Consider the following 24381-nt stretch of genomic DNA (forward strand, 5'->3'; position numbering starts at 1 on the left):
TACGATTCGCGACGACGGCCCGGGATCTGATCCCGGGCCGTCGTCATTCCCTGACATGATGCCCAAATAATTCGCGAGACGAAGCCTCGATGGGCCGCCGCCACCCACGCGGATCCATGCTGGCGTCATCGACTTGAAAGCATCCAAATCTCCTCCGATTTGCCTCACGATTCTCCGCTTTTTCGCTTGAGTTCCCGGATTCGATCCGACATATTGCTTCATGGCGAAAGGTGTCCAGCCCGATTTTCTTCTGGCACCGTCCCTCTCCGGGCCGACCCGCTCGCCGAATCTCCCGCTAGGAGTAGGCACCGACGACCCGAGGTGGGCCGAGCGGGGGCGGACCCTGAGACGATCGCACGACCATGGGCAAGAACATCTACGTGGGCAACCTGCCCTATGACACCACCGGTGATGATCTCGTCGAACTGTTCCGGGCCTATGGGACGGTGACGAGCGGACAGGTCATCATCGACAAATTCAGCGGCCGGAGCCGCGGCTTCGGATTCGTCGAGATGGCCGAGGACGACGAATCCCAGGCGGCCATCGATGCCCTGAACGGCACCCCCTATGGCGGCCGGCCGCTGACCGTCAACGAGGCCAAGCCGCGAGAAGATCGGGGCGGCGGAGGCGGTCGGGGCGGATATGGCGGCGGGGGCGGAGGGCGCGGCGGATATGGCGGCGGGGGCGGATACGGTGGGGGCGGCGGGGGCGATTACGGCGGGGGTTATTGATCGGAATCTCTCCGGCAATCGCTTGGCGGCGTCATCGTTTTCGATTATAGTGCCACATGAAACCCGACCCGGGCTCTCGCCCCGGGCTCGGTCGGCATTCTCCTCCGTCGCGCGAGGGCAGGCGGAATCCAAGCCATCGGGAGATCGAGACTGTGGTGAAGCTACGGGTCCGTTCCGGCGAATCGATTCAGGAAGCCGTCCGGCGCTTCCGCAAACTTTGCGAGCGGAGCGGCCTCCGGAAAGAGATGCGTCGCAAGGCCTACTATGAGAAGCCCAGCGAGCGCCGTCGTCGCGAAGAACTCAAGCGACTCCGCAAGGCTCGCCAGGCCGCCCGGGTCTGAGCCTGGGCATTCGCCGCCCGACCCGATCGATCGCGATCCGCCAGCCCGGGAATCCTCCCGGGCTTTTTCGCGCCCCGATGGTCCCTGGCCCCGCCATTCCCTCGATCGGGTCTCCACGACGGGACGACCTTGCTGGGGGTCGCGTTGCATGTCCGTCTATGATAATTTGAGTCCGATCATCCGACCTGGAAGAGCGATCCAGAATGAGTTCCTTCTCACCTTGCCTTGCATGAGGAGTTCCCGGCATGTGGGGCATTGATGCCGCCGACTATGCGGTCTTGCTAGGCACCATGGCGACTCTGGTCGTTCTGGAAGGGCTCCTGAGCGCGGACAACGCCCTGGTCCTGGCGGTCATGGTCCGCCATCTGCCGAAGGATTCCCAGAAGCGGGCCCTCCGCTACGGGATCATCGGGGCATTTGCCTTCCGCCTGATCGCGGTCGTCTTCGCATCGGCCCTGCTGCATTACTGGTGGATCAAGGTCCTCGGCGGGGTCTACCTTCTCTACCTCTCCCTGGCCCATCTCTTCTCGGGCCATGATGATGAGGTGAGCGAACATCATTCGAAGTTCGGCAATGGATTCTGGGCGACGGTGATCGGGGTCGAGGTCGCCGACATCGCGTTCTCGATCGATTCGATCCTGGCGGCCGTGGCGATGGCCGAGGGGTTGGATGAGCTTGGCGAGATCGCGCTCTTTCGGGTCCCGATTATCCATACCCTCGTCGACATGAAATTGATGGTGGTCTACATCGGTGGGATCCTCGGGATCATCACCATGCGATTCGTCGCCGGCTACTTCCTGCTCCTCCTCGACCGATTCCACGGGCTCGCCGTCGGCGCCTATTATCTGGTCGCCTGGATTGGCCTGAAGCTGATCGGCGGCGGGTTGAATGACATCTTCCACCCTCACGCCGGCGTCACGCCGGGCACCTGGCGCGACTCGGTGCCTCCCTGGCTGGCAAAATTCCCGTTCGAGATGAACGAATGGGTCTTCTGGTCGGGCATGGGGCTGATCATCGTGATCAGCATGCTGATCAAGCCCCGGAAGCCCGCCGCGGTCCCCGAAGATCTCGGGCCGGCCACCGAAGCGACCCTGGGCTCGGGGCCGGCGGCCGGCTAATCCACGACCTCCCGTAATCAGGGGACGCGTCCTATCGTTGTCCTCTCCGGAACGAGCCAGGCCCCGCCCTGATCGGGCATCACCCCAGCCGCGACCGACCGGATCCACTGCAATGGCAGGTCAACCGGTCGTCCCCGCCCGATTCCAGCCAGTGACGGCGAACCGACCGGATCTGAGTTGCCATCGCGCCACTTCATCCGGGGCCACCGTGGCACGCCGGGCTCGATATCGCTCGATGCAAATTAAGGCTTCAGGATCTCATTGAGCACCTGGGCCAGCCGGACGCCGGCCTGGGTCACCCTCCGCTCGGCCAGGGGCAGGTTGGCCGCCTGGTAATCCTCGCCGAGTCGGTCGCCCCGTCGGATGGCGGCCCCGGTGCCGGGGTGCTTGTAGGCTTCGCGGGCGATGTCCAGGCTTTCATTCGCCCACTCGTCGACCCCGCCCTTGGACCAGGCTTCGGCCAGCTCGGGCGTGATGGTCGCCGTCAACTTGGACACCCGATTACGTTCGGACATCCGGGCCTCGCCCAGCAGCCCCGAATCCCAGATCCGGTGGAGGTTGTCGTTCCGGCCGAACCACTGGACCTGCAAGTCATTGCCCCCCTTGTCGTTGCGGTGCCCGACGTGGAGCGGCTGGTGGACGTCCTGGATGAAATGCACCAGGTATCGCAGGGCCATGATCCTCTGGCTCCGGCTGGCCCGGGGATCTTCCAGGACGGAGCGGAAGTGCTCGATCCGGTCCACCACGCTCCCTTGCTTCAGGATGAACTTGCGGTCGTACCGGGGCTCGGTGATCGGGATGTTGATGTAGTGCCAGGTGGCGGCCTCCGGGTGGTCGGCCCGGTTCTCGTCGGCCCAGGTGGAGACGTCGGCCAGGCTCTCACCGGGTTCGAGCAGGGCCCGGAGGGCCGACCGCGCGGCGGGGGTGAGCCGGGCCTCGGCGATCCGCCCCGCGACCCGATGTCCGACGACCCCCCAGGCCTGGGCCAGCCCCGGCATCAGCGCCAGGGCCAGCAGGGACACGCCCAGGATCCTGATCGCCCGCGGCGTCCGCCCGATCACCTTCGGATTCATCTCGCGTCCGCCTCTCTGGGGGCATCCGATCGAAGCCGGGCCGACACACACGCTCGCGATGCGGCCCCCTAGCAGCATAGACGCGCCCGGCCCGGCTTTGCTACTGTGATCTGATCGGAGCGTGCGCGTCGATCGCCCTCCCTCGCGTCTCGGTCTTTGCCCGATTGGTCTCCGTCCAGGAAGCAGCATTGATGGCCGGCATCGAGCCTTATGCCCCTTGCCCTTGCGGCAGCGGCGAGAAGTTCAAGTGGTGCTGCCACAAGGTTGAAGCGTTCGCCGATCGGGCGCAGCGACTCTTCGAAAGTGGTCAGGTCGAAGCCGCCATCAAGGTGCTGGATGAGGGCCTGCGCAAGGACGCCGGCAATGCCTGGCTGCTGACCCGCAAGGCGATCATGCAGATCCGCGAGGGTGGGCTGGAAGCGGCCAAGGATTCGCTCCGCGTGATCCTCCAGAAGCAGCCCAAGCACATCGGCGCCCTGGTGCTGCTGACCCGGTGCGTCCTGGAGACCGAGGGGCCGATCAACGGCGCCGGGATGCTCCAGCAGGTATTCACCTCGATCTCCGACGAAATGCGGCCCTCGATGGCCGGCCTGACCCGGATCGTGGCCATCCTGCTCGGCGAGCTCGGGCGATTCCCGGCCGCCCTGAAGCACCTGGAACTGGCCCGCTCGCTCGACCCCGAGGATCGGGACCAGGCCGCGGTTTCCGCCGAAAGGAACATCGAGACCAGCCCCGACGTCTCGCCCTGGCTCAAGGACCATTACGAGCTGTCCCCACCGTCGGACCACCTGCAAGGTGAGGCCCGGGCCCGTTTCGAGGACGCCCTCGGCTGGGCCGAGCGTGGCCTGTGGGCCCCGGCCGCGGCGGCTTTCGACGCCCTCTCGATGGACGGCACGGCGGGGCCCGAGGCCGAGTTCAACCTCGGCCTGTGCCGCCTCTGGCTGGGAGACGAGGCCGGCGCCATCGGCCCGATCCGGAGCTACGCGGCCCGCCTGGGCAATATCGCCGAGGCCGTCGACCTGGAAGTCCTTTGCCAGCTCATCGAGCTGGCGCCGCCCGATGACCGGGTCGAGAACGTCCAGCTGATCTGGCCGCTCCGCGACCGCGACGCCCTCCTGGCCGCCCTCCGTGCCGCCCAGGACGCGGAGGAAGAGGGCAAGGGCCCCATCGATCCCCTGGATCCCGAATCCCCCGAGGTCGATCAGTTCGTCCTGCTGGATCGCCCCGCGTTGCCCCCGGGAACCGGCGAAGGGCTGGAGCCGGACCAGATCCCCAGGATCCTCGGGCGGATCTCGGTCGGGCAGGAGATCGCCGCGCTGGAAGCCCCCGACGATGGTCGGGTGAACTCGCTCGGCGACCGATTCACCGCACTGGCCGGGTCGTCGATCAAGCCGGCCCACCCCAAGACCAAGGTTTTGGGAGAGATTGGCCGCTCGACGCTCGCCCTGACCTGGGACTGGCTCTTCCCCGATGGGATCACCCGGGCCGAGGCCGAGAGGCTGGATCGGGCCAAGCGGGCCCAGATCCTCGGCGAGGTCTGGCCCGTCACGCCCATGCACTACCTGGGCGGTCGCACGCCGCTCCAGGCGGCCGGCGATCCCAAGGCGGCCGTCGCCCTCCGCGCGGCGGTCCTGCAATTCGAACAGGATCCGACGCTGGAGCAGGCCGGGCTCGACTTCGCCAAGCTTCGCGAGCGGCTCAAGATCCACCGCGAGCCGGCCATCGACGCCGCCCTGGTCGACCTGGAACGCCTGCCGGTCGCCCGCCTGGCCGCCGTCGCGGCCGAGGAACTCGACGACGAACGGCTGATCTTCCTGTATCGGCGGGCCCGCCGCGTCATGCAGGTCGACGCGATGGAGTCGGCCGCCAAGGCGATCATCGCCAGGCCCGCCCTCTTCGAATCCGGGGCGATCGACACGGTGACGGTCTACTCCGACCTGGCGAGCGTCGCCGCCGGCCGGGGCCGCCGCGAAGAATCGCTCGAATGGCTCGAACGCGGCCGCCAGGCCGATTCGCCCGCCCGTCGCGGCCCGAACGCCCCGCTCTGGGACATGATCGGGGTCCGGCTGATGGCCCGCTCCGAGCCCCCGGAGACCTGGGTGCCGGAGCTGGCCGTCGTCCTGGAACGCCACGCCAGCGACCCGAGTTCCAACCAGATCATCCTGATGAACCTCATCGAGATGGGCCTGATGCGGGTGGGTCCGAACCCGGACAACCCCGACGACATCCTGCTGGACAGCCGGCCCCTGCAATCGGTCCTGGCCGAGTACGGCCCGCGCGTGACCACCGCATCCGGCCGTCTGGGCGTCTCCGCCGCCAAGAACGAGCTCTGGACCCCGGGCGGCCCCGCCGCCGGCGGTGGCGGTGGCGGTGGATTGTGGACCCCCGGCTCCGACGCGGGGGCTAGCAACCCGGCCGGCGGCAAGTCCAAGTTGATCATCCCGGGGCGGTAACGTCCCCGGGTTTCCCGAATCCTTCGCAAGTCCCCAAGCATCATGCCCCCGCCTCCCGATCGCGACGATCCCGCCCTGGCCTTCGTGCACCAGGGCTGGGATCACCTGAAGCAGCAACGCCCGGTCGCAGCCTGGGCCTCGTGGCGGCGTGCGCTGCGGATCGATCCCGAGAACAAGGCCGCTAGCCAGGCCCTGGATGTGCTGGCGGCGGCCGGCGACCTGCCGAGGGCCGCCCGCGTCGAATATCGGTTCAGCCAGCCCGACGGCGACGAGCGTCGGGCGAGGTGGGACCGTCGGCTCCGCGGCGAAGATCTCGAAGACCTCGCGGTCGCTGCCGGCGCCTTCGCCGATCTGGCCGAGGCCGACCCTTCCGACGGCGGGGCAAGGCTCAACCAGGCGTACTGCCTGGCCTGGATCGGCCGCAACGTCGAGGCGATCGCCGCGCTCGACCTCGCCGTCCGGGCCCTCGCCGAGCCCGAGGCCGCGACACGGGCCTGGACCCTAGCCGAAGTCCTCCGGCAGGGGGGCGGGGCGGAGACCCTGGCCGACGACCTGAATCACAACCTCACCCTGACCTGGGTGGGCGGGACCGACCCCGCCGGGTTCCTCGACGAGCGGCCGGAAGTGCGGCTCTTGCCGAGCCCGGTCGACCCCTCCGTGGGCACCTCGCCCCTGCCCGAGGCCCGGGTCTACGAATGGCTCGATGGGCCGCCGACCTACGGCCCCGCCGGCCAGGCGCGGCGGGTCCTGTCCCGCCTGGTCCGCACGCCCCGGATGCTCCGCCTGTCGAGCCCCGACCCGGTCGGCCTGGAGATCGTCGCCGAGGCGGTGTTGGGCATGGTCAGGGACAGGGTCGAATCGGCCCGCCGCGAGGCCACACCGCTCCCGCTCACCTTCCTGGATGCCGCGATCTGGGCGATCCGCCCGCCGGCCGCGATCGACCCCGGGGAAGAGGCCCGATTCCATCGCGAGGCCGTCGAACGATTCTACGAAGGGGCCTGGCTCCGCACTCCCCGGCATGGACTCGATGGCCGGTCGCCGATCGAGGCGGGCCGCCTGGCCTCGGGCGGCGACCCGGTGGCCCGGGCCAAGCTGGAGGCCGTGGTCGGGTTCCGCGAGCAGTTGGGAGAGCGGCCCACGACCGCAGCCCTGTACCAGGGGTATCCCTTCGACCGGCTCCGCCGCCGGCTCGGCCTGAGCATGCCCGACCCCGCCGTCGTCGATCCACTCGATCCGACGAGCATGAGCGGCGAGGAACTCGACAAGCTCGACCCGGCCACGCTCGGCGATGTCCCCCTGGCCGACGCCTACGAGTCGGCCGCCGCCCTCGGCGACGATCGTCGCACGTCGCGGTTCGCCGCACCCCTGGCCGAGCGCGACCCGTCGGCCCTGGCCCGGCTCGACATCCCCGCCCTGTTCGCCACCCTGGTCCGCGCGCACCTCGCCGACGAAGACCCCGATGGGGCGCTGGCCCGGCTCGACCGCGCCGACGTCATCGACCGGGAGTTGCACCAGGGGCGGGATCGCCGGACGTTCGCGACGTGGCGGGCCGAAGTTCTCGCGCGGGTCGGCCGCCCCGAAGCGGCCTTGCAGGCCTATAATCGGATGTTCGAGCTGGCCCCGGAGTCGGAGGCGGCGCTCGCGGCGTTCGACGCGGCCGAGACCATGCTGGACAACGGCCACGACGCCGAGGCCGGCCGGCTCGCCCGCCGGGCCCGCCGCCTCGCACGACGGGCGGGCGATGTCGCCCTGGCCGAGCGGGCCGAACTCCTGATCCCGGCCGGGGAAGAGGACCTGATCGATGAGTGAGCCCGACGCCGACCTGGCCTTTCTCGGATCCCTGAAGTGGACCACCGACGGCCTGATCGCCGCGATCGTCCAGGACGCTGAGACCGCGCAGGTTCTGATGATGGCCTGGATGGACGAGCGGGCGGTCCGCGACACCCTGCGGACCGGCCAGACCCACTTCTATTCCCGGTCGCGTCGATCGGCGTGGCACAAGGGGGGGACCTCGGGCCACGTCCAGCACGTCGAATCGATCCTGGTCGACTGCGACGCCGACGCCCTCCTGATCCGGGCCCGGCAGGTCGGCGGGGCGTGCCACGAAGGGTTCCGGTCCTGCTTCGCCCGCCAGGTCGACGCCGACGGGACCCTGCGACTGGTCGCCTCACCCGTTTTCGAAGCCGAGAAAGTTTACGGCCCAGCCGCCTCCTGATCCGGGGCGGTCGCCTCCTCTCCGCCTGCTTCCCTGGGGATGCCTTCGCGATGAGCAAAGCTCTGAATTTCAACGCCGGTCCCGCCGCCCTCCCGCCCGCCGTCCTGGAGCAGGTCCAGTCCGAACTGCTGGACTACCAGGGGCGCGGGATGTCGATCATGGAGATGAGCCATCGCTCCAAGGAATACGAGGCCGTCAACAACCACGCCGAGGCGACCTTCAAGTCGCTGCTCGGGCTGGGCGACGGCTATCGCGTCCTGTTCATGCAGGGCGGCGCCTCCGGCCAGTTCTCCACGGTGCCGATGAACTTCCTCCCCAAGGGGGGATCGGCCGACTATGTCGTGACCGGCACCTGGGGCGAGAAGGCCGTCGAGGAAGTGGCCCTGTTCGGCACCGGCAAGGTCATCGCCTCCACCAAGGAGGGCGGGTACAAGCGGGTCCCGAAGCCGTCCGAGGTCCAGGTCTCGCCGGACGCGGCCTACGTCCACGTGACCTCGAATGAGACGATCCAGGGGGTCCAGTTCCGCGACTTCCCCGAGGTGGGCGAAACCCCGCTGATCGCCGACATGAGCAGCGACATCCTGTCGCGGCCGTTCGACGCCGGCAAGTTCTCGCTGATCTATGCCGGCGCCCAGAAGAACCTCGGCCCGGCGGGGGTCACGGTCGTCCTGATCCGCGAATCGATGCTGGAGAAGGCGAGCAAGGGCGTGCCGACTATGCTCCGGTACGCCACCCACGCCAAGAACAACTCGCTGTACAACACCCCGCCGACCTTCGGCGTCTACATGCTCGACCTCGTCCTCCGCTGGATCGATAGCATCGGCGGCCTGGGCGCGATGGCCGAGCGGAATCGCAAGAAGGCGGAGATCCTCTACGGCCAGATCGACGGCTCCGCCGGGTTCTACCGCGGCCACGCCGACGCCGACTCGCGGTCCGAGATGAACGTCACCTTCCGCCTGCCGTCCGAGGCCCTGGAAAAGCAGTTCGTGGCCGAGGCCCAGGCCGCCGGCATGGTCGGGCTGGCCGGGCACCGCTCCGTGGGCGGCATCCGGGCATCGACCTACAATGCCATCGGGGTCGAGACCTGCCAGGCGTTGGCCTCGTTCATGGCCGACTTCGCCAGGAAGAACGCCTGACACCGGACCTCCCCCGACGATCGGACCCACCGATGAAGAAGCCGCGATTGATGACACCGGGGCCCGCCCCGGTCCCCGACGATGTCTTGCTGGCGATGGCCCGGCCGGTGATCCACCACCGGTCGGACGAGGCCAAGCAGGTCGTCGTCGAGGTCGCGGCCGGGCTGAAGCGCGTCTTCCAAACCAACCACGACGTCCTGATCCTCTCGTCATCGGGGACGGGTTCGATGGAGGCGGCGGTGGTCAACACCGTCCCGCGCGGGGCCAAGGCGATCGTCCTGGATGCCGGATGGTTCGCCTCACGGTGGGGGACGATCTCCCGGACCTTCGGCGTGGAGGTGGTCACCATCGCCACCGAGTGGGGCAGGGCGGTCGACCCGGACGCCGTCGCCCGGGCCTTGCAGGAACACCCCGACGCCCGGGCCGTGTTCGGCACCCTGAGCGAGACGTCCACCGGCACCGGGCACCCGGTCGAGGCGATCGGGCGGGTCGTGGCCGAGACGCCCGCCCTGTTCGTGGTCGACGGGATCTCGGGCGTGGGGGCGATGGAATGCCGCACCGACGCCTGGGAGATCGACGTCCTGTGCGTCGGCTCGCAGAAGGCGCTGATGCTCCCCCCAGGGCTGGCCTTCGTGGCCGTGAGCCCCAAGGCCTGGGCCCAGATCGATTCGTTCGACTCGCCCAGCTACTACTTCAACCTCAAGGCCGCCCGCAAGTCGATGGCCGACTTCGACACGCCCTACACCCCGGCCCACACCCTGATCGCCGCGCTGCGGGTCGCGCTCGGGCGGATCGAGGCCGAGGGGCTGGAGAATGTCTGGGCCCGGCACCGGACCATGGGCGCGGCCTGCCGCGCGGGGATCGAGGCCCTGGGCCTCGAATTGTTCAGCGAGCGGCCCGCCGAGGGGATGACGGTCTTCCGCGTCCCCGACGGGCTGAAGGACACCGCCATCCGCAAAGCCCTGGCCGAGCGGTTCGGGATCACCGTGGTCGGCGGCCAGAGCAAGCTCAAGGGGCAGATCCTCCGGATCGGCCACATGGGCTACATGGACGAACTCGACGTCGTCGCCGGGCTCGCCGCGCTGGAGATGGTCCTGTTCGACCTCGGGCTCGACGTCGAGCCGGGCCGGGCGGTCTCGGCCGCGCAGCGCGTTTTGATCGGCCCGCGAGCGACGAGCCCGGCCCTCCCCGTTTGATCGATTTCCGACCTTTTCTCTCCCATGGAGTGATTTCATCGTGGCTTACCGCGTGCTGGTGACGGACAAGTTGGCCGAGGAAGGTTTGGCGTTGCTCCGCGCGGAGCCCGGCCTGGAAGTGGTGGTCAACACCAAGCTGGCCTCGGACCCGGCCGCCCTGAAGGCGGCGCTGGCCGATGCGGACGGCATCGTGATCCGGTCGGGCACCACGCTGACCGCCGAGGTGCTCAAGGACCAGCCCCGCCTCAAGGCGATCGTCCGCGCCGGCGCGGGCGTGGACAACATCGATGCCCCCACGGCGACCCGCCAGGGCATCGTGGTGATGAACACCCCGGGCGGCAATACGATCTCCACGGCCGAGCACACGATGGCTCTGCTCCTGGCCCTGTCGCGGAACGTGGCCCCGGCCAACGACAGCCTCAAGGCCGGGCGCTGGGACCGGTCCAAGTACACCGGCACGCAGCTCGAAGGGAAGACCCTGGGCGTGGTCGGCCTGGGCCGGGTGGGCCTGGCCGTGGCCCAGCGGGCCATCGGCTTCGACATGAAGGTCGTCGGGTTCGACCCGTTCCTGGCCCCCGAGAAGGCGTTGGCGCAGGGCGTCGAGAGCGTCTCCAACCTGGCCGACCTCTGGGGTCGGTGCGACTACGTCACGATCCACACCCCGCTGTCGGCGGAGACCCGTCACCTGGTCGGGGCCGCCGAGATCGCCAAGATGAAGCCGGGCGTCCGGATCATCAACTGCGCCCGGGGCGGGCTGATCGATGAGGCGGCGCTGATCGAGGCGATCGACAAGGGCCACGTCGCCGGCGCCGCGATCGACGTCTTCGACCCCGAGCCGCCGCCCGCCGGCCTTCCGGTCATCGCGCACCCGAAGGTCCTGGTCACGCCGCACCTGGCGGCCTCGACCGAGGAGGCCCAGGTCAACGTGGCCATCGAGGCGGCCCGGCTCCTGGTCGACTTCTTCGGCACCGGCCGGGTCCGGTTCGCCGTCAACATGCCGTCCCTGGAGAAGGCCGAACTCGACGAGATCCGGCTCTACCTCGACCTCGGCCGCAGGCTGGGGATGCTCCACGCCCAGATGGACCGGGGCCAGGTGAAGCGGGCCACGCTGCGTTATCGCGGCGAGGTCGCGAGCAAGAACACCCGGCTGATCACCGCCAGCTTCGCCGCCGGCTGGATGGAGTCGGCCCTGGACGAGCAGGTCAACCTGGTGAACGCCGAGGTCCTGGCCAAGGACCGGGGCATCGCCATCGTCGAGGAAACCTCGACCGACCCCGGCGACTTCGGCACCATGATCCAGGCCGAGGTCGAGACCGAGCGGAAGACCTACGTCGCCGCGGGCACCCTGTTCGGAAAGGAATTCGTCCGCCTCGTCCGGCTCGGCGAGTACCGCCTCGACGCCCACCTGGACGGGACCCTCTTCGTCTTCACCCACCACGACCGCCCGGGCCTGATCGGGTTCATCGGGACCACGTTCGGCAAGCACGGCGTGAACATCGCCCAGATGAACGTGGGCCGGGCCGAGCCGGGCGGCGAGGCGATCGGCGTGGTCAACCTCGACTCGTTCCCGTCCCAGGAGGCGATCGACGAGGTCCAGGCCCACGCCGACATCCTGAGCGTGAGCCTCATCAAGCTGCCCAAGCACGGCGAAGTGCCCCCCTGGCTGGCGAGCTGAAACGAACCCAACGGGGGCGAGGGCGGTACCGCCCGCCTTCGCCCCGACAATCGGCACCGTTGTTGCGATAGTCCTGGGCAACACCCATGAGACGGTCGCCGATACGACCGAACGCACCCCGGCACGAGATCGAGTCCCTCGCCGTCCGGAGCGTTCCCGTCATGCCCTCCAATACGACCCGTCCCGCCCATCGCCTCCGCCCCGATGCCGTCGAGACGCTGGAAGGACGGCAGCTCAATGCCGTCCTCGGGATCTCGGGGACGGCGAGCTTCGGCGATCCTCCCGCCCGGCGCGGCGGTATCCAGGCCGTCGTCGTCGAGGGGCGGGTCGAGGTCGACCGGCCGATCGGCACGGTGGCCAACGCCCTGCTGTTCGACGAGTATGCCCCGGGCATGCCGACGGTCTTCCCCGTCACGCTCACCCCCGAACCCGACGGTTCGTATTCCTATTCGGTCCCGCTCGGGCTGTCGACCAAGGTCCGCGCCGGCGACCGCGACGGCCACCAGTACACCGTGGCGATCTCGGTGCAGGACCGGAACGGATCGGCGAGCACCTCGACCACCATCTCCCTGCCCGGAGCACGGCCCGCCGCACCCAAGGTGTCGGCCCGGTTCATCAAGCCGGCGCGGATGGCCCCTCGGTGAGAGGCCGGATCGCCTCTGCCGGTCGAGAGGCCCCCGGCCGCGATGCTCCTAGCCTGTGCCCCCCGCCTGCCACCATCGGATCCGGAAAGCGAGGTAGGTCGTTCCGAAAAGGAGCAGGCAAGCCGGCGGATAGATCGCGAGGAACGCCGCCCAGGTCGGCACCTCCACGCCGGAGATCTCCAGGGTCCGCCCCTGCATGGAGCCGACCTGGAAACCCGGCGAATTGGCCGGGGTGAAGGCCATCGGGACGCTGAAGGCCGCCGAATACGGGCTGGAAATCGTCAGGGACTCGATCACGCCGACCGAAAGCTGTTCCTGGAACCCTTCCAGGTACTTTCTCGCCCCGATCGGGCCGGCGAACAGGATGAGCAGCACCAGGTACGTTGCCACCATCGCCACCGAGGTCCTCCGGGACAGCGCGGAGCAGAGCAGCCCGATCGTGGACGTGGCCAGGCAGGTGGTCAGGATGATCAGGAGGAAGACGCCCAGGGTCCAGAACCGCCCGCGCAACTCCTCGACCATCACGTATGCGAGCAGGAGTTGCTCGGTGAGCAGGAACGTCAGGACGGTCGAGACCCGAAGCGCCGCCACCAGCTTGGCGAATACGATGCTCCCGGGCGTGAGCAGCGTGGTGAGCAGCAGGGACAGCGTCTGCCGTTCCCGCTCCTGGGTGATGCTCCCCGCCGAGAAGACCGGGCCGACCAGGAGGTTGAAGGTCAGGACGTAGGAGACGTAGTAGGCCGCATTCTCGGGCCGGAGGAACAGAAGGGCGGCCATCAGCGGGATCGACAGGAGCATGCTGACCTGGATCACCACCCGGAGCATCAGCGTGCCCTGGCTGAAGATCTCGCTCCGAAGTTCCTTGTCGAGCACCGGGTTGGTGCCATCGGGCATCAGGTCGGTGCGTTTGGCCGGGGCGAACAGTTTGTCCGGGAACAGGTCGCGGTCGATCACCACGCCGATGGCGTACTTCATCTCCTGCGACTCGTCGATGACCTCCTTACCTTCGCTGCCCACATCGGGCGGCCGGAGCAGGCGGCGGTTGATGAGCGAGACCACCACCGCCCAGATCCCCAGGCACCAGGGGGGCATGACCGCGATCGACACGAAGTCGCGGAGCACCACGTCATCGCTCCGCGTCAGGACGATGGCGACCACCGCGAGCGGCAGGATCACCAGGTAGCTGACGACCAGGGCCGAGCTGGTCCGGCCGAAGTAGCTGGAACAGGCCAGGCTCAGCAGTCCGAACGTCCCCGCCGCCAGGATCAGGATCAGGTAGGCCCGGGCGATCTCCGACAGCAGGATCCCGCCCAGCAGGAAGCAGAGGATCATCAGCGGCAGGCTGGAGATGATCAGGATCACCAGGTAGGTCAGCGAGCTGAGCAGCTTGCCGATCAGGATGTTCACCGGCCTGAGCGGGCTGGCCAGGAGCATCTCGTAGGTCTTCCGTTCCTTCTCGCCGGCGATGCTCCCCGACGCGAAGCTCGGCGCCACCAGCGCGACCAGGAAGAACTGGCCGAGGAAGAACATGTCGAACAGACGCTGGGCCCGCTCGGGGCTCACCATCTTCCCCTCCGCCGGCCAGGCGAAGTAGACGACGGCCCCCAGGAAGCTCACGTAGACGAACAGGATCGCGAACGATCGCGACGATCGCAGGGTCACCAGCAGTTCGCGGATCAGCACCGGGTTGTCGCGGAAGATCATGGGTGGCCCGCGGTGTTGGTGGTTCGAGCCGACACGGCCTGCCGCGACGCCAGGGCCCGGGCGAACGCGCCCCCGGCCAGGCCCGCGGAGATGGCGAACGACGCATGCACGACCGTCGCGTGCGGGACGAGCCGGTAGGGAGGCCCCGAGGAAAACCGGCCCATCCACCGCTCCATGAGCGCGAAGCTCGGCACGACCCCCCGGGAGAAGACCAACGAATCGACCGGCTCGACGAAGGTGACGAGGAACAGGTACGACAGGCCGCAGGCGACATAGGCCCCGGCGATCGCACGGATCCGGCCCCTGCCGGTGGCCGCGGCCAGCATCGCCGCGAGATTCAGGGCGAAGGCGAGACCCGTCGCGAAGGTGGCCAACCCATCCGGGTGATCGCGCAGCGACGCCACGCCGGCCGCCATGAGGGCGACCAGGCCCATCAGCCCGGCGATCGTGAGCGGTCGCTCCAGCATGCGGCGAGCCCCCAGGGTCGGCTAGTTGACGATCCCCTTGGTGATCATCATGAAGACCTCTTCCAGGCTCAGGTTCTCCTCGGCGAACGAGCTGACGACGACGCCCGAGGCGATCAGGCGGCCGAGCAGGCGGGCGAGGTCGTCGTCCTCGCCGTGGAACTCGGCGGTGACCGTGAAATCGAACGCCTCGACCGCCTTGATCCCGGCGTCGTCGCGGAGGATCGAGGCGGCCCGCCCGGGGTCCGCCAGCACGCCGACGCGGAGCACGCGATGGGAGCGGATCTGCTTCTGGATGTCCCGGATCGACCCGGCCGCCAGCAACTTGCCACGCTCGATGATCCCGATCGACGTGCAGAAATCGGCCAGCTCCGACAGGATGTGGCTCGACACCAAAATCGTCTTGCCCATCCCGCGCAGCTCGGTCAGCAGCGCCTTCATCTCCATCCGGGCGCGGGGGTCGAGGCCCGAGGCGGGCTCGTCCAGGATCAGCACGGGCGGGTCGTGGACCAGCGTCTTCGCCAGGCACAGGCGCTGCTTCATCCCCTTGGACAGCCCGTTGACGTAGTCGTCGCGCTTGTGGGTCAGGTCCAGCAGTTCCAGCACCTGGCCGATGATCTGCTTGCGGTGGGCGCGGGGGATCTCGTAGGCGACGGCGAAGAAGTCGAGGAACTCCCAGACCTTCATGCCGTCGTACACGCCGAAGTCGTCGGGCATGAAGCCGATCACCCGGCGGACGGCCATCGGGTCATCGACCACCGAGTGGCCGCACACCCGCCCCTCGCCCGAGGTCGGGCGGAGCAGGGTGGCCAGGAACCGGATGGTCGTGCTCTTCCCGGCCCCGTTGGGGCCGATGAAGCCGAAGACCTCCCCTTGCCCGATCGAGAGGCTGAGGTCGTCGACGGCCACGAAGTCGCCGTATCGCTTGGTGAAATGGTCGACCTCGATCATGGCCGGGGATCCCTCGTCGCGGGGCCGTCGGTCGCTGGAGGACTGGGGATTTCCGACGACGCCAGGGCGTTGTAGCGGCCCGAGGCGGGGTCGGGCAGGGGGGCCGGCGCCAGATGGGCGACCACGATCGCGAATCCGCGATGGCGGTCCGGGGCGGGGTCGATGGACTGGCCGACCAGCGGGCGGGGCGACCAGGCCACGAGCCGAAGCTCCCCGACCTCCTCCGGCGTGGCCGCGACGGACGAGCGGCGAATCGCGTCGAGGAAGGGGGCCGGGGAGAGCTGACCAGTCCCCTCGGCCGCCGCCGGTTCCTGAGCGATCAGTTCGGGGAGCGTCACCTGCGCGCCCGACTTGATCTCGCCGATCGATGCCGATCGCATCTGGTTCCGGGGGAGGACCTCGATGATCCAGGCGTCGCGGAGGTCGAGCCCGCTCCGGTTGACGATCATCCTAGGTCCCGGGCCCGGCGTCGAGAGCGAGACCGTCCCGGGCAGGGATGTCATCTGCTCGGCCCGGAACAGGGCCAGGCTGCGGGGCTCGACCTGGAAGCCGGCCAGCTCGGGCATCGGCAGGGCCTGGAAGGTGGACCTCGCGGCCTCACCTCCGCGAAGGGCGCCGCTGGTGCTCATCGGCAACGCCAGGGCGCTGGAGTCGCCGGGGTAGGTCATCGAGAACCGGACCCGGCCGGTCGCGAAGAGCGAGACGAACCGCGACGTGTGGCCGCGGGGATGATCCCCGTGCGTTTCCAGGATGTCGATCTCATCGCAGGCCGAATCGTACCCGACGTCGTAGACCGCCGCGCGTTCGACCATGACCGCGACCCCCAGGGCCAGCAAGGGCGCCACCACCCAGGCCCATTCCCTCCGCCTCAGCACGTATCGGCAGAGGAGCCAGTTGAGCGGGACCAAGGCGACGATGTAGCCGAGGATCACCCGGAGCACGAACCGCGAGCTGGGCACCTCGATCCCCGACGCCTCCTCCAGGGTCAATCGGCCCAGGGCGGGCAGTTCCGACGCGTCGAGCCACTCGCCGACCGGGACTTCCCTCGCCGGGGCGGCGCCGATCGGGTTCGTCTGCTGGAACCCGGTCGGGGGTGATCCTCGCCCCGACGGCCCAACCGATGGATCCGCGAGACTGCCCGCGTGGCGGGAGGGGGCACCGAGGTCGCGGGACAGGTAGCGGACCCAGGTCAGATCCGGGCCGACCAGGGATATCGTCCCGGTGGAGTTGAACGGCCCTCCGCCGCCCCAATCGGGCCGGGCCGCATCGGCGTTCAGTTCCTCGGGGCGGCGGAGCACGACGCGACGGAGCAGGGTGTCGAAGCCCGGCCAGCCCACGAGGTCGGGATCGGTCAGGCCCACCCCCAGCATCAGCACCCGGCCCCGCCCGACACGCCACTCCACCCCCAACGGCGGATCGTCGGGGCCGCCCAGCGGGATTGCGGTCGCCCCCGGTTTCGGCCTCAACGCCGCGATGTAGATGGGCTTCCCGGCGGATGTGCGGATCGGCGCCGGCGGGCGGTATCTCGTAGCGTTCGATGGACGGGCATAAGGGAAGACGTCCGAGGGATCGGCGATGGGCGCGGGGGGCAGATAGCGTTCGGTCAATGGTTTGAGTTGCTCCCCCCCCCTCGTCACGTTCTCGCCCGACGCGTCGGCCGGCAGGTAGGGGGCGAGGAAGCTTTCTCGCAGCGGGGCGAAGGTCGGCCCCGCCCCCCCCGCGATGATCAACTGGCCTCCCCAATGGATCCAATCCACCATCGCCTGCTGCTGGGCCACGTTCAGCTTCTCGGGTTCCAGGCCATCCCAGATGACGTGGCTGATGGGAGTCCAGGTCAAGGGATGCGGCGAGAGCAGGGGTTTCTCGGGATCCAGCGGCAGGACCATTCGGTAGTATCGCGACCGGTCGACTTCGACGGGGTCATCCTGGCGGGCGGAACCCGGCACGGTGGCCCGGAACGAATTCCATCGCAGGTATGCATCATTCGACTCGCGTGCCAGCACCACCACCATCTGCTGGTGCGGGCCCATGACCCGGCACGAAGCCAGCCAGTGCTCGTCCTCGCGGATCGAATCCGGCCGGATCAGGCGGAACGGCAGCTCGCCCCGTTCGGGGATCTGGGGCAGGAACACCGGCATCGTCAGGCGGGTCCGCTGCCCCTTCACCAGGCGGGCGTCCCGCCGGAAGGTCACCTCCTGGGTCCTGTCGCCGAGGAGGATGGCATCGGTCTGCAGGGTGCCTTCGTAATCGCCTCGATTGGCCCGCATCTCCAGGGCGAACATCGACCAGTGGTTCGCCTTGACGAACGGCAGGACGTCGTTGGGCATGACCTGGGAACGGGAGAATTCGAGGGGGGGGCGGTCCGCCTCCGACTTCGCCTTCTCGACCTTTTCCGGGGTCGTGAGGATCTTAGCCAGCGGGTCTTCGGGGACTTCCTGCCCGCCGGCCGTCGGGCCGAGGGCGGACAGGACCGCGACGGCCAGCGCCGCCAGGGCCGATCGGAAGAAGCGCGGGTGGGGCGGGGCTTCGTGCCGGATCACCGGGGAGATCCTCGGGTGAACCGGCAAGCCTCGCGGTGCCCGAGCCTGGGCTCAGTCAATTGTCCGCGACCGCCGGTTCGGCCCAGTCTATGCCGTCCCGGCCCGCCGGGAAAGGTGCGACCCGGCCCATCTCGAAGGATTGGGCGCCGGGTTACCTCGGCACCCTCCCGGAGAAGACCGAGGCCATCGTCACGCCCGTGCCGGCCGAGGCCAGGGAGGTCGAGACCGTCAGCCCGAGCCGGCCAGCCGGCCGATACGGCCGGGCGAGCTTCAGCGTCACGGCGTTCGCCGCCGGATCGTAGGCGGCCGAGGCCAAGCGGATCATCTTGGGCCGGAAACGACGGCCCGCCCCGGTCGTCGCCAGGGTGTAGGCCCCGAGGTCGACGGCCGATGCGGCGTCCATGTCGGCGTCGAAGGTGACCACGACCGCCTTCAGACCCTTCAAACGACTCCGGATCGCGCGGAGCCCGCTCACCCGCGGCGCCCTCCCCCTCGCGATCGACACGGCGGTCGAGTCGGCCGCGGCCGGGATCTCCGGGGTGGCCATCAACTGATAAGACTCCCCGATGTCGAACAGGCCATTCTGGTTGGCATCGGAGAAGGAGACGCCGGAATACTGCCCGGGCTTCGGGCCGTCCTGGCGGACGTTGTCGAACCTCATCGTGGAGATGTAGTAGTTCGGGGCGTCCGAGCCGGCCTGATAGGACAGAAACTCCTGATTGATGCCGATCGAGTCGAAGTTGGCGACCGACAGCGGGCCGGTCGTCCCGGCCGTCATCCCGTCCGGCCGGCCGAACAGGTTCCGCAGGTGCCCGAGGTCGGGGATGCCGACGTCGAGGATGTAGCTCATCGTCGAGAGGTAGGCCAGCCTTTGCTGGTGGGCATCGAGGCTGAGGGTGCCGGCCCGGTACGGGGCCTCGAAGGCCCAGTTGGTGTGATACCCGTAGTTGATGTTCTCGCCCATCGGCATGCCGTAGCGGGCCGGGTCATGCCCGTAGGCGTCCGGCGAGGCCGCCGGCGTCGCCCGGAATCCGGGGAGGCTCGCCCCCAGGGTCGTCGCCCCGGTGTGGCCGTATCCGTGCTCCTGCATCCATTGTGTGTGCGCGGAGGCCTCGGCCGAGAGGTCGTCCTGGAGGAGCAGGCCGGGCAGGGCGGGCTGCTTGCGGAGGAACCCCAGGGTCGTCTCCAGGGTCCATCCCTTCTGGCCGGAGTTCTGCTTGATGTCGGCGCGGATGTCGGTCCAAACCGGGTCGGACGCGGCGTAGCCGTGGTATGTGCCGGGCCGGCCCGAATAGAGCGACTGGATATCGTCGGCGAACTGGGCCGGGTTGGCCCTCATCGTGTTGATGAGTTGCCAGGAATAGACCTCGGCCGCGTCGATCCCTGCGGCCAGCGCCAGGCGTTCTTCGAGGCGTTCCACGATCACGCGGACAGGCCGAGCGGGGCGGCGTGGCATGGCTGAGGACTCCACCATCGTCCAGGCCGCCGGACGCCCCGTTGCGTTCGAGCGGTGGAGAACACTACGTCGGTTTTGCGGATCGTGCAACCGGGATCGGGGCATCGCCGCCCCTCGGCTTCGGCGCTTCGAGGTTCGGCCCCGGCATCATCGACCGGGGTCATCGGACCATTCGGGCAGTTCAGTGGGTCGGGGCAGGCATGCCCGGACCGATCGCGCTTTTCCCGGCGACGATCCGGGCGGCGACCCGAACGGCCGCCAGAAGGCTCGTCGTCGACGCGATCCCCCGCCAGGCGATGTCGAACGCGGTGCCGTGGGCGACGCTGGTCCGGACGATCGGCAGGCCGAGCGTGACGTTGACGGCGCGGTCGAAGCCGAGGGTCTTCAGGGCGACGTGGCCCTGATCGTGATACATCGCCACCACGGCATCGAACTCGCCCCCGACCGCCCGGGCGAACAGCGTATCGGCCGGGACCGGGCCGACCACGTCAACACCTTCCGTCCGCGTCCGGGCGATGGCCGGGGCGATGACGGTCCGCTCCTCGTCGCCGAACAGGCCGTTCTCGCCGGCATGGGGGTTGAGCCCGGCGACCGCCACCCGGGGAGGCCGCCCGCCGGTCAGGGGCCGGAGCGCCCCGTCGGCCAGGCGGATCTTCGCCGCCACGGTATCCACCGTGAGGAGGTCGAAGACCTTCCGCAAGGCGACGTGCAATGTGGCGTGGATGACCCCGAGCCCTTCGGTCGGGCGGGACGGATCGGCCGAGGGGAGATAGAGCATCATGGCGTGTTCGGGGACGCCGCATCGCTCGGCCAGGATCTCGGTATGGCCGGGATGGCGGACGCCCGCCTCATGGAGCGATTCCTTCTGGAGGGGCAGGGTCGCGATGGCATCGACCCGACCGGCGAGAGCCAGGTCGATCGCGGTCTCCAGGAAGTCGGACGCCGCCCGGCCCGCCCGGGGATCGACCCGACCGGGGAGGACCTGGGAGAGATCCTGCGCCGTCGCATCGAGGCAGGGGATCGACCGGGGATCGGGGCGGGCGTCTTCGGGGTCGGCGATCGTGACGACATCGCGATCCACTCCGATCGCGGCGACGGCCCGCCTCATCACGCCCGAGTCGCCGACCACCAGGGGGCGGGCGAGACCCCAGAACTCGTCATCGCCCCAGACGCGGGCGATCAGCTCGGGGCCGACCCCGGCCACATCCCCCATCGTCAAAGCCACCAGGGGCCGGTCGTCTCGCACGATGGATCCCTTCCTCATCATTCCGACGTTTCAGTGGGTGGCGATATTCCTGGGAGGCTTCGCGTCCAGCCCCGAATCGCTCGGGGCAGGCCGTCGCGTCGCCGCCTGGGAGGGGTCGGCCGGGACAAATCGCGGACGTTCCTCCTCGCCGCAACCGACGACCATCCCCGCCAGGACCAGGATCAACGCAGTACGCATCGCCGGGCACCGCCCATCGTCTCGGACTCGATTCGATCACCCATCGGGCCGGCCGCCATTATCCCCGCGCGAAGGAGTCGAGTCGAGATGACCTCCCGAGGCGGCCGGTCCCGGGGCACTCGCGGGGGCGATGGCCCGCCTGCCAACCGGGATAAATCCCGCTTTCGTCGGACCCCCGTGGCAATTCGGCATCGTCCCGCACCGTTTCCCACGACCGTCGAAATAAAAGCCTAGGGTTCCTTCGGGTTCGCCCGAAACCGTCGGGCGACACCGGTCCATCCCTTCTCCTTCGAGGAACCGCCTCCAGCATGAACCGCATCCAATGGGTCGTCCTGGCCGCGATGATCACCGCCTCCCCGACGTCCCAGGCCGGGATCGTCAACCTGGGGACCGCCAACGGCTACAACGTCTTCGTCCTGGGCGATAACACCCAATCCAACACCCGTTCGGAGGGCAAGGTCGCGGTGGGGGGCAACGCGAATTTCGGCGGCAACTACTCCGTGGCCAGCGCGCTGTCCGCGAGCGGGACGAACCTGGTCGTCGGGAAGAATTATTCGAACACCTACGGCTCGGTGAACGGCAGCGTGGTGGTCGGGGGGACGGCGACGATCAACGGACCGACGATCAACGGCAACCTGAACGCGAACGGAGACGTCAAGTTGAGCGGGTACGGGACGATCAGCGGGGCCCTCGGTTATGGGGGGTCTCTCTCCAATCCCAACACGGTGATCGGCGGTACGGTGGCGCATGGGACGACCTCGCTCCCGGTCGCGTTCGATGCCGAGAAGACCTATCTCACCAGCCTGTCGAGCGAGCTTTCCAAGACCATCGGGAACACCTATGGCAACGGCGTGACCTACCAGTACGGCGGGCTTACCCTGACCGGGACCGCTTCGGACGTGAACGTCTTCACCATCAAGGGGAGCGACCTGGCCTCCACCAACAACATGAAGATCAATGCGACGGCGGGCTCGACCGTCGTCATCAACGTCGACGGGGCTTCCGACCAGATCCAGAATTTCGGTTTCACCCTGACCGGCGTCGATCGGCAGCGCGTCCTATTCAACTTCCACCAGGCCACGAGCCTGACGCTCAGCGGCGTCGGCATCCAGGGGAGCATCCTGGCCCCCAATGCCGCCATCAGCTTCAACAACAGCACCATCGATGGGACGATCGTCGGCAGGTCGATTTCCGGGAATGGGGCCGCGAACAACTTCTCGTTCGCCGGGGACCTCTCCGCACTGGTCGGCCCAACAGTCACGCCGGGTGTCGTCCCCGAGCCGGCGACGATCCTCTCGACCGTAATCGGGCTGGCACTGATCGGCGGGGCTTCGCATCATCAGCGACGGAGGACCGCCTGACGCTTCCCACGGTCGCTGAGGGATCGCCCCCGAGTTTGGTCGGAGGGGAAAAGGACAGATCCGCGAAGGCACCGGGATCATCCGGACCTTTGCGGATCTGTTCGATGAAGGCGATCTGGAAGAAAAGAGATCGGTTGGAAAGTTCTGTCGGAATGACCGGGCTGGGACTCGAACCCAGGACCAACGGATTAACTTACCTCATCGGCTTTCGCCGACCGGGCCGGGCGATCCTCCTCAGGAACGCGGCGGCTCGTTGAGCGTCTGGACTATCCCATCGCCATCGCAGGCGTGCCGCGTCTAGTCTCTGGGGCCGAGCCCGGCGATCCGCCGGGCCCTTGCCTGCTGATTGCCCAATCCCCCGCCTTTTCAAACCGTCACGCTTGCCGTTGCCGGCGACGTTGTGGTGTCGGGGGCTCTCAGGGTGTCCCAGCAAACTGCGGCATCCACTCGTCGCGGTTCGGTGTCTTCCCGCGCGAGGCTCCTATTTCCTTGAAGTCCGTTGCTCTACCGACTGAGCTACCCGGTCTGTACTCGAATCACTTTAAGAACTCGCGGGGGGTTCGTCCAGGCCCCCTCGCCCCGGCGGCCCATTTTGATCGATCCGGGATGGTTTCCGACCTCGGTCGTCCGTCGCAAACTCCCCGCCGGCTTGATTCCCGGGCCGCGGTTTGATGAAATGGGAGGGACGGGACCGTGCCGGGCGAGTCGACGATTGTCGAGAGGACGTGGCCAGATGATTGTCGGTGTCCCCAAGGAGGTCAAGTCGGACGAGTATCGGGTCGCGATGCTCCCCGTCGGGGCCGAAGAGCTGACGGCGGCCGGGCACACGGTCTTGATCGAGGCCGGCGCGGGCCTGGGAAGCGGCATCCTCGACGGCCAGTACACGGCCGCGGGCGCGACCCTGGTTGATGATGCCGCGTCGATCTGGTCCCGGGCCGACCTGGTGGTCAAGGTCAAGGAGCCGCAGGCATCCGAGTGGCCGCACATGCGGTCGGGCCAGGTCCTGTTCACCTACTTCCACTTCGCCGCCGACGAGAAGCTGACCCGGGCCGTGATCGAGAGCGGGATCACCGCCATCGCCTACGAGACGATCCGCGACGCCCGCGGCAACCTCCCGCTGCTGACCCCCATGAGCGAGGTCGCCGGGCGGATGAGCATCCAGGAAGGGGCCAAATTCCTGGAGCGTCCCCAGGAAGGGCGGGGCATCCTGCTGGCGGGCGTCCCCGGCGTCGCGCCGGCCGAGGTCGCCGTCCTGGGCGGGGGGATCGTCGGATCCAACGCCGCGAAGGTGGCCGCCGGGCTGGGCGCCAACGTCCGCATCCTCGACATCAACCTGGATCGCCTCCGCTACCTCGACGACATCATGCCGCCGAACGTGACCACGCTCTATTCGGATCGCCACACGATCCTGGAGTCGGTCGAGCGGGCCGACCTGGTCATCGGCGCCATCCTGATCACCGGCGCCCGCGCCCCCCGATTGGTCCGCCGCTCCGACCTGGCCCGGATGAAGCCCGGCGCCGTGATCGTCGACGTCGCGATCGACCAGGGAGGCTGCTTCGAGACCAGCCGGCCGACCACCCATCGCGAGCCGACCTACGTCATCGACGGCGTCGTCCACTACTGTGTCACCAACATGCCCGGGGCGGTCGGCCGCACCAGCACCTACGCCCTGGGCAACGTGACCCTGCCCTACGTCCTCCAGATCGCCAGGTCGGGCTGGGAGGCGTTCGCAGGGTCCTCGACGGGCTTCGCCGAGGGCGTCAACATCGACCGGGGCCGCGTCACCAACGAGGCGGTCGCCTCGACGTTCGGCCTCCCTTACGTCCCTTTGTCCTCGACGCTCTGATCACCGAGCCTCCGGCTCGATTCAACGTCCCTT

General features: G+C 68.6%; 20 protein-coding genes. 12 read left to right on the forward strand and 8 right to left on the reverse strand.

Going from position 1 to position 24381, the window contains the following annotated elements; genetic code table 11:
* Window positions 1-362 precede the first annotated feature (362 nt).
* The 3 genes from TA3x_RS15475 (at window position 363) to TA3x_RS15485 (ending at window position 2190) form a co-directional block, all read left to right on the forward strand.
* A complete protein-coding gene (locus TA3x_RS15475; RefSeq protein WP_435015553.1) occupies window positions 363-731 on the forward strand; it encodes an RNA recognition motif domain-containing protein in 369 nt (122 codons plus the stop codon).
* A 152-nt stretch (window positions 732-883) separates the two neighbouring features.
* On the forward strand, window positions 884-1072 hold the full coding sequence (gene rpsU, locus TA3x_RS15480) for a 30S ribosomal protein S21 (RefSeq protein WP_026012078.1): 189 nt from the start codon (window positions 884-886) through the stop codon (window positions 1070-1072).
* Between the two features lie 245 nt (window positions 1073-1317).
* Window positions 1318-2190, forward strand: coding sequence for a TerC family protein (locus tag TA3x_RS15485; protein WP_435015554.1), 873 nt, complete (start codon window positions 1318-1320; stop codon window positions 2188-2190).
* Window positions 2191-2432: 242 nt separating this feature from the next.
* Here TA3x_RS15485 and TA3x_RS15490 read toward each other — a convergent pair whose 3' ends face one another.
* Window positions 2433-3263 (reverse strand): S1/P1 nuclease, encoded by an 831-nt coding sequence (locus TA3x_RS15490; RefSeq protein ID WP_435015555.1) that lies wholly within the window; start codon window positions 3261-3263, stop codon window positions 2433-2435.
* Window positions 3264-3454: 191 nt separating this feature from the next.
* Between TA3x_RS15490 and TA3x_RS15495 the strand changes: the two genes are divergently transcribed.
* The 7 genes from TA3x_RS15495 (at window position 3455) to TA3x_RS15525 (ending at window position 12582) form a co-directional block, all read left to right on the forward strand.
* On the forward strand, window positions 3455-5716 hold the full coding sequence (locus tag TA3x_RS15495; RefSeq protein ID WP_435015556.1) for an SEC-C domain-containing protein: 2262 nt from the start codon (window positions 3455-3457) through the stop codon (window positions 5714-5716).
* Window positions 5717-5758: 42 nt separating this feature from the next.
* Window positions 5759-7525: a hypothetical protein gene (locus tag TA3x_RS15500; protein ID WP_435015557.1), complete on the forward strand. Its 1767-nt coding sequence runs from the start codon at window positions 5759-5761 to the stop codon at window positions 7523-7525.
* A complete protein-coding gene (gene hisI / locus TA3x_RS15505; protein ID WP_435015558.1) occupies window positions 7518-7931 on the forward strand; it encodes a phosphoribosyl-AMP cyclohydrolase in 414 nt (137 codons plus the stop codon). Before TA3x_RS15500 ends, hisI begins: the two co-directional genes overlap by 8 nt.
* A gap of 50 nt (window positions 7932-7981) precedes the next feature.
* Window positions 7982-9067 (forward strand): 3-phosphoserine/phosphohydroxythreonine transaminase, encoded by a 1086-nt coding sequence (gene serC, locus TA3x_RS15510; RefSeq protein ID WP_435015559.1) that lies wholly within the window; start codon window positions 7982-7984, stop codon window positions 9065-9067.
* Window positions 9068-9099: 32 nt separating this feature from the next.
* Complete coding sequence (locus TA3x_RS15515) at window positions 9100-10263, forward strand: pyridoxal-phosphate-dependent aminotransferase family protein (protein ID WP_435015560.1); 1164 nt, start codon at window positions 9100-9102, stop codon at window positions 10261-10263.
* A gap of 40 nt (window positions 10264-10303) precedes the next feature.
* The gene (gene serA, locus TA3x_RS15520) at window positions 10304-11938 is read left to right on the forward strand and encodes a phosphoglycerate dehydrogenase (RefSeq protein ID WP_435015561.1); all 1635 of its coding nucleotides are present in this window, start codon (window positions 10304-10306) and stop codon (window positions 11936-11938) included.
* Window positions 11939-12099: 161 nt separating this feature from the next.
* Window positions 12100-12582 (forward strand): hypothetical protein, encoded by a 483-nt coding sequence (locus TA3x_RS15525; protein ID WP_435015562.1) that lies wholly within the window; start codon window positions 12100-12102, stop codon window positions 12580-12582.
* A 48-nt stretch (window positions 12583-12630) separates the two neighbouring features.
* Here TA3x_RS15525 and TA3x_RS15530 read toward each other — a convergent pair whose 3' ends face one another.
* The 7 genes from TA3x_RS15530 to TA3x_RS15560 all read right to left on the reverse strand — a co-directional run bounded on the left by TA3x_RS15530 (window position 12631) and on the right by TA3x_RS15560 (window position 21141).
* Window positions 12631-14286 carry an ABC transporter permease subunit gene (locus tag TA3x_RS15530; RefSeq protein ID WP_435015563.1) on the reverse strand — a complete coding sequence of 552 codons (1656 nt, stop codon included), beginning with the start codon at window positions 14284-14286 and terminating at the stop codon, window positions 12631-12633.
* The gene (locus tag TA3x_RS15535; RefSeq protein ID WP_435015564.1) at window positions 14283-14753 is read right to left on the reverse strand and encodes a hypothetical protein; all 471 of its coding nucleotides are present in this window, start codon (window positions 14751-14753) and stop codon (window positions 14283-14285) included. The genes TA3x_RS15530 and TA3x_RS15535 overlap by 4 nt, the downstream gene beginning before the upstream one ends.
* A 21-nt stretch (window positions 14754-14774) precedes the next feature.
* Window positions 14775-15701 (reverse strand): ATP-binding cassette domain-containing protein, encoded by a 927-nt coding sequence (locus TA3x_RS15540; protein ID WP_435015565.1) that lies wholly within the window; start codon window positions 15699-15701, stop codon window positions 14775-14777.
* The gene (locus TA3x_RS15545; RefSeq protein ID WP_435015566.1) at window positions 15698-18241 is read right to left on the reverse strand and encodes a hypothetical protein; all 2544 of its coding nucleotides are present in this window, start codon (window positions 18239-18241) and stop codon (window positions 15698-15700) included. The genes TA3x_RS15540 and TA3x_RS15545 overlap by 4 nt, the downstream gene beginning before the upstream one ends.
* A 151-nt stretch (window positions 18242-18392) precedes the next feature.
* On the reverse strand, window positions 18393-19697 hold the full coding sequence (locus tag TA3x_RS15550) for a hypothetical protein (RefSeq protein WP_435015567.1): 1305 nt from the start codon (window positions 19695-19697) through the stop codon (window positions 18393-18395).
* 181 nt (window positions 19698-19878) lie between these two features.
* Window positions 19879-20943, reverse strand: coding sequence for a 4-hydroxythreonine-4-phosphate dehydrogenase PdxA (pdxA, locus tag TA3x_RS15555; protein WP_435015568.1), 1065 nt, complete (start codon window positions 20941-20943; stop codon window positions 19879-19881).
* 30 nt (window positions 20944-20973) lie between these two features.
* Window positions 20974-21141 carry a hypothetical protein gene (locus TA3x_RS15560; protein ID WP_435015569.1) on the reverse strand — a complete coding sequence of 56 codons (168 nt, stop codon included), beginning with the start codon at window positions 21139-21141 and terminating at the stop codon, window positions 20974-20976.
* Between the two features lie 308 nt (window positions 21142-21449).
* Here TA3x_RS15560 and TA3x_RS15565 point away from each other — a divergent pair, with 308 nt between their 5' ends.
* Together TA3x_RS15565 and ald are read left to right on the forward strand one after the other, a co-directional pair.
* A complete protein-coding gene (locus TA3x_RS15565) occupies window positions 21450-22502 on the forward strand; it encodes a choice-of-anchor A family protein (protein WP_435015570.1) in 1053 nt (350 codons plus the stop codon).
* 733 nt (window positions 22503-23235) lie between these two features.
* Window positions 23236-24348 carry an alanine dehydrogenase gene (gene ald / locus TA3x_RS15570; protein ID WP_435015571.1) on the forward strand — a complete coding sequence of 371 codons (1113 nt, stop codon included), beginning with the start codon at window positions 23236-23238 and terminating at the stop codon, window positions 24346-24348.
* Window positions 24349-24381: the final 33 nt, after the last annotated feature.

The sequence above is a fragment of the Tundrisphaera macrotermitis genome (assembly GCF_051175315.1).
In the GTDB taxonomy this organism is placed as follows: Bacteria; Planctomycetota; Planctomycetia; order Isosphaerales; family Isosphaeraceae; genus Tundrisphaera.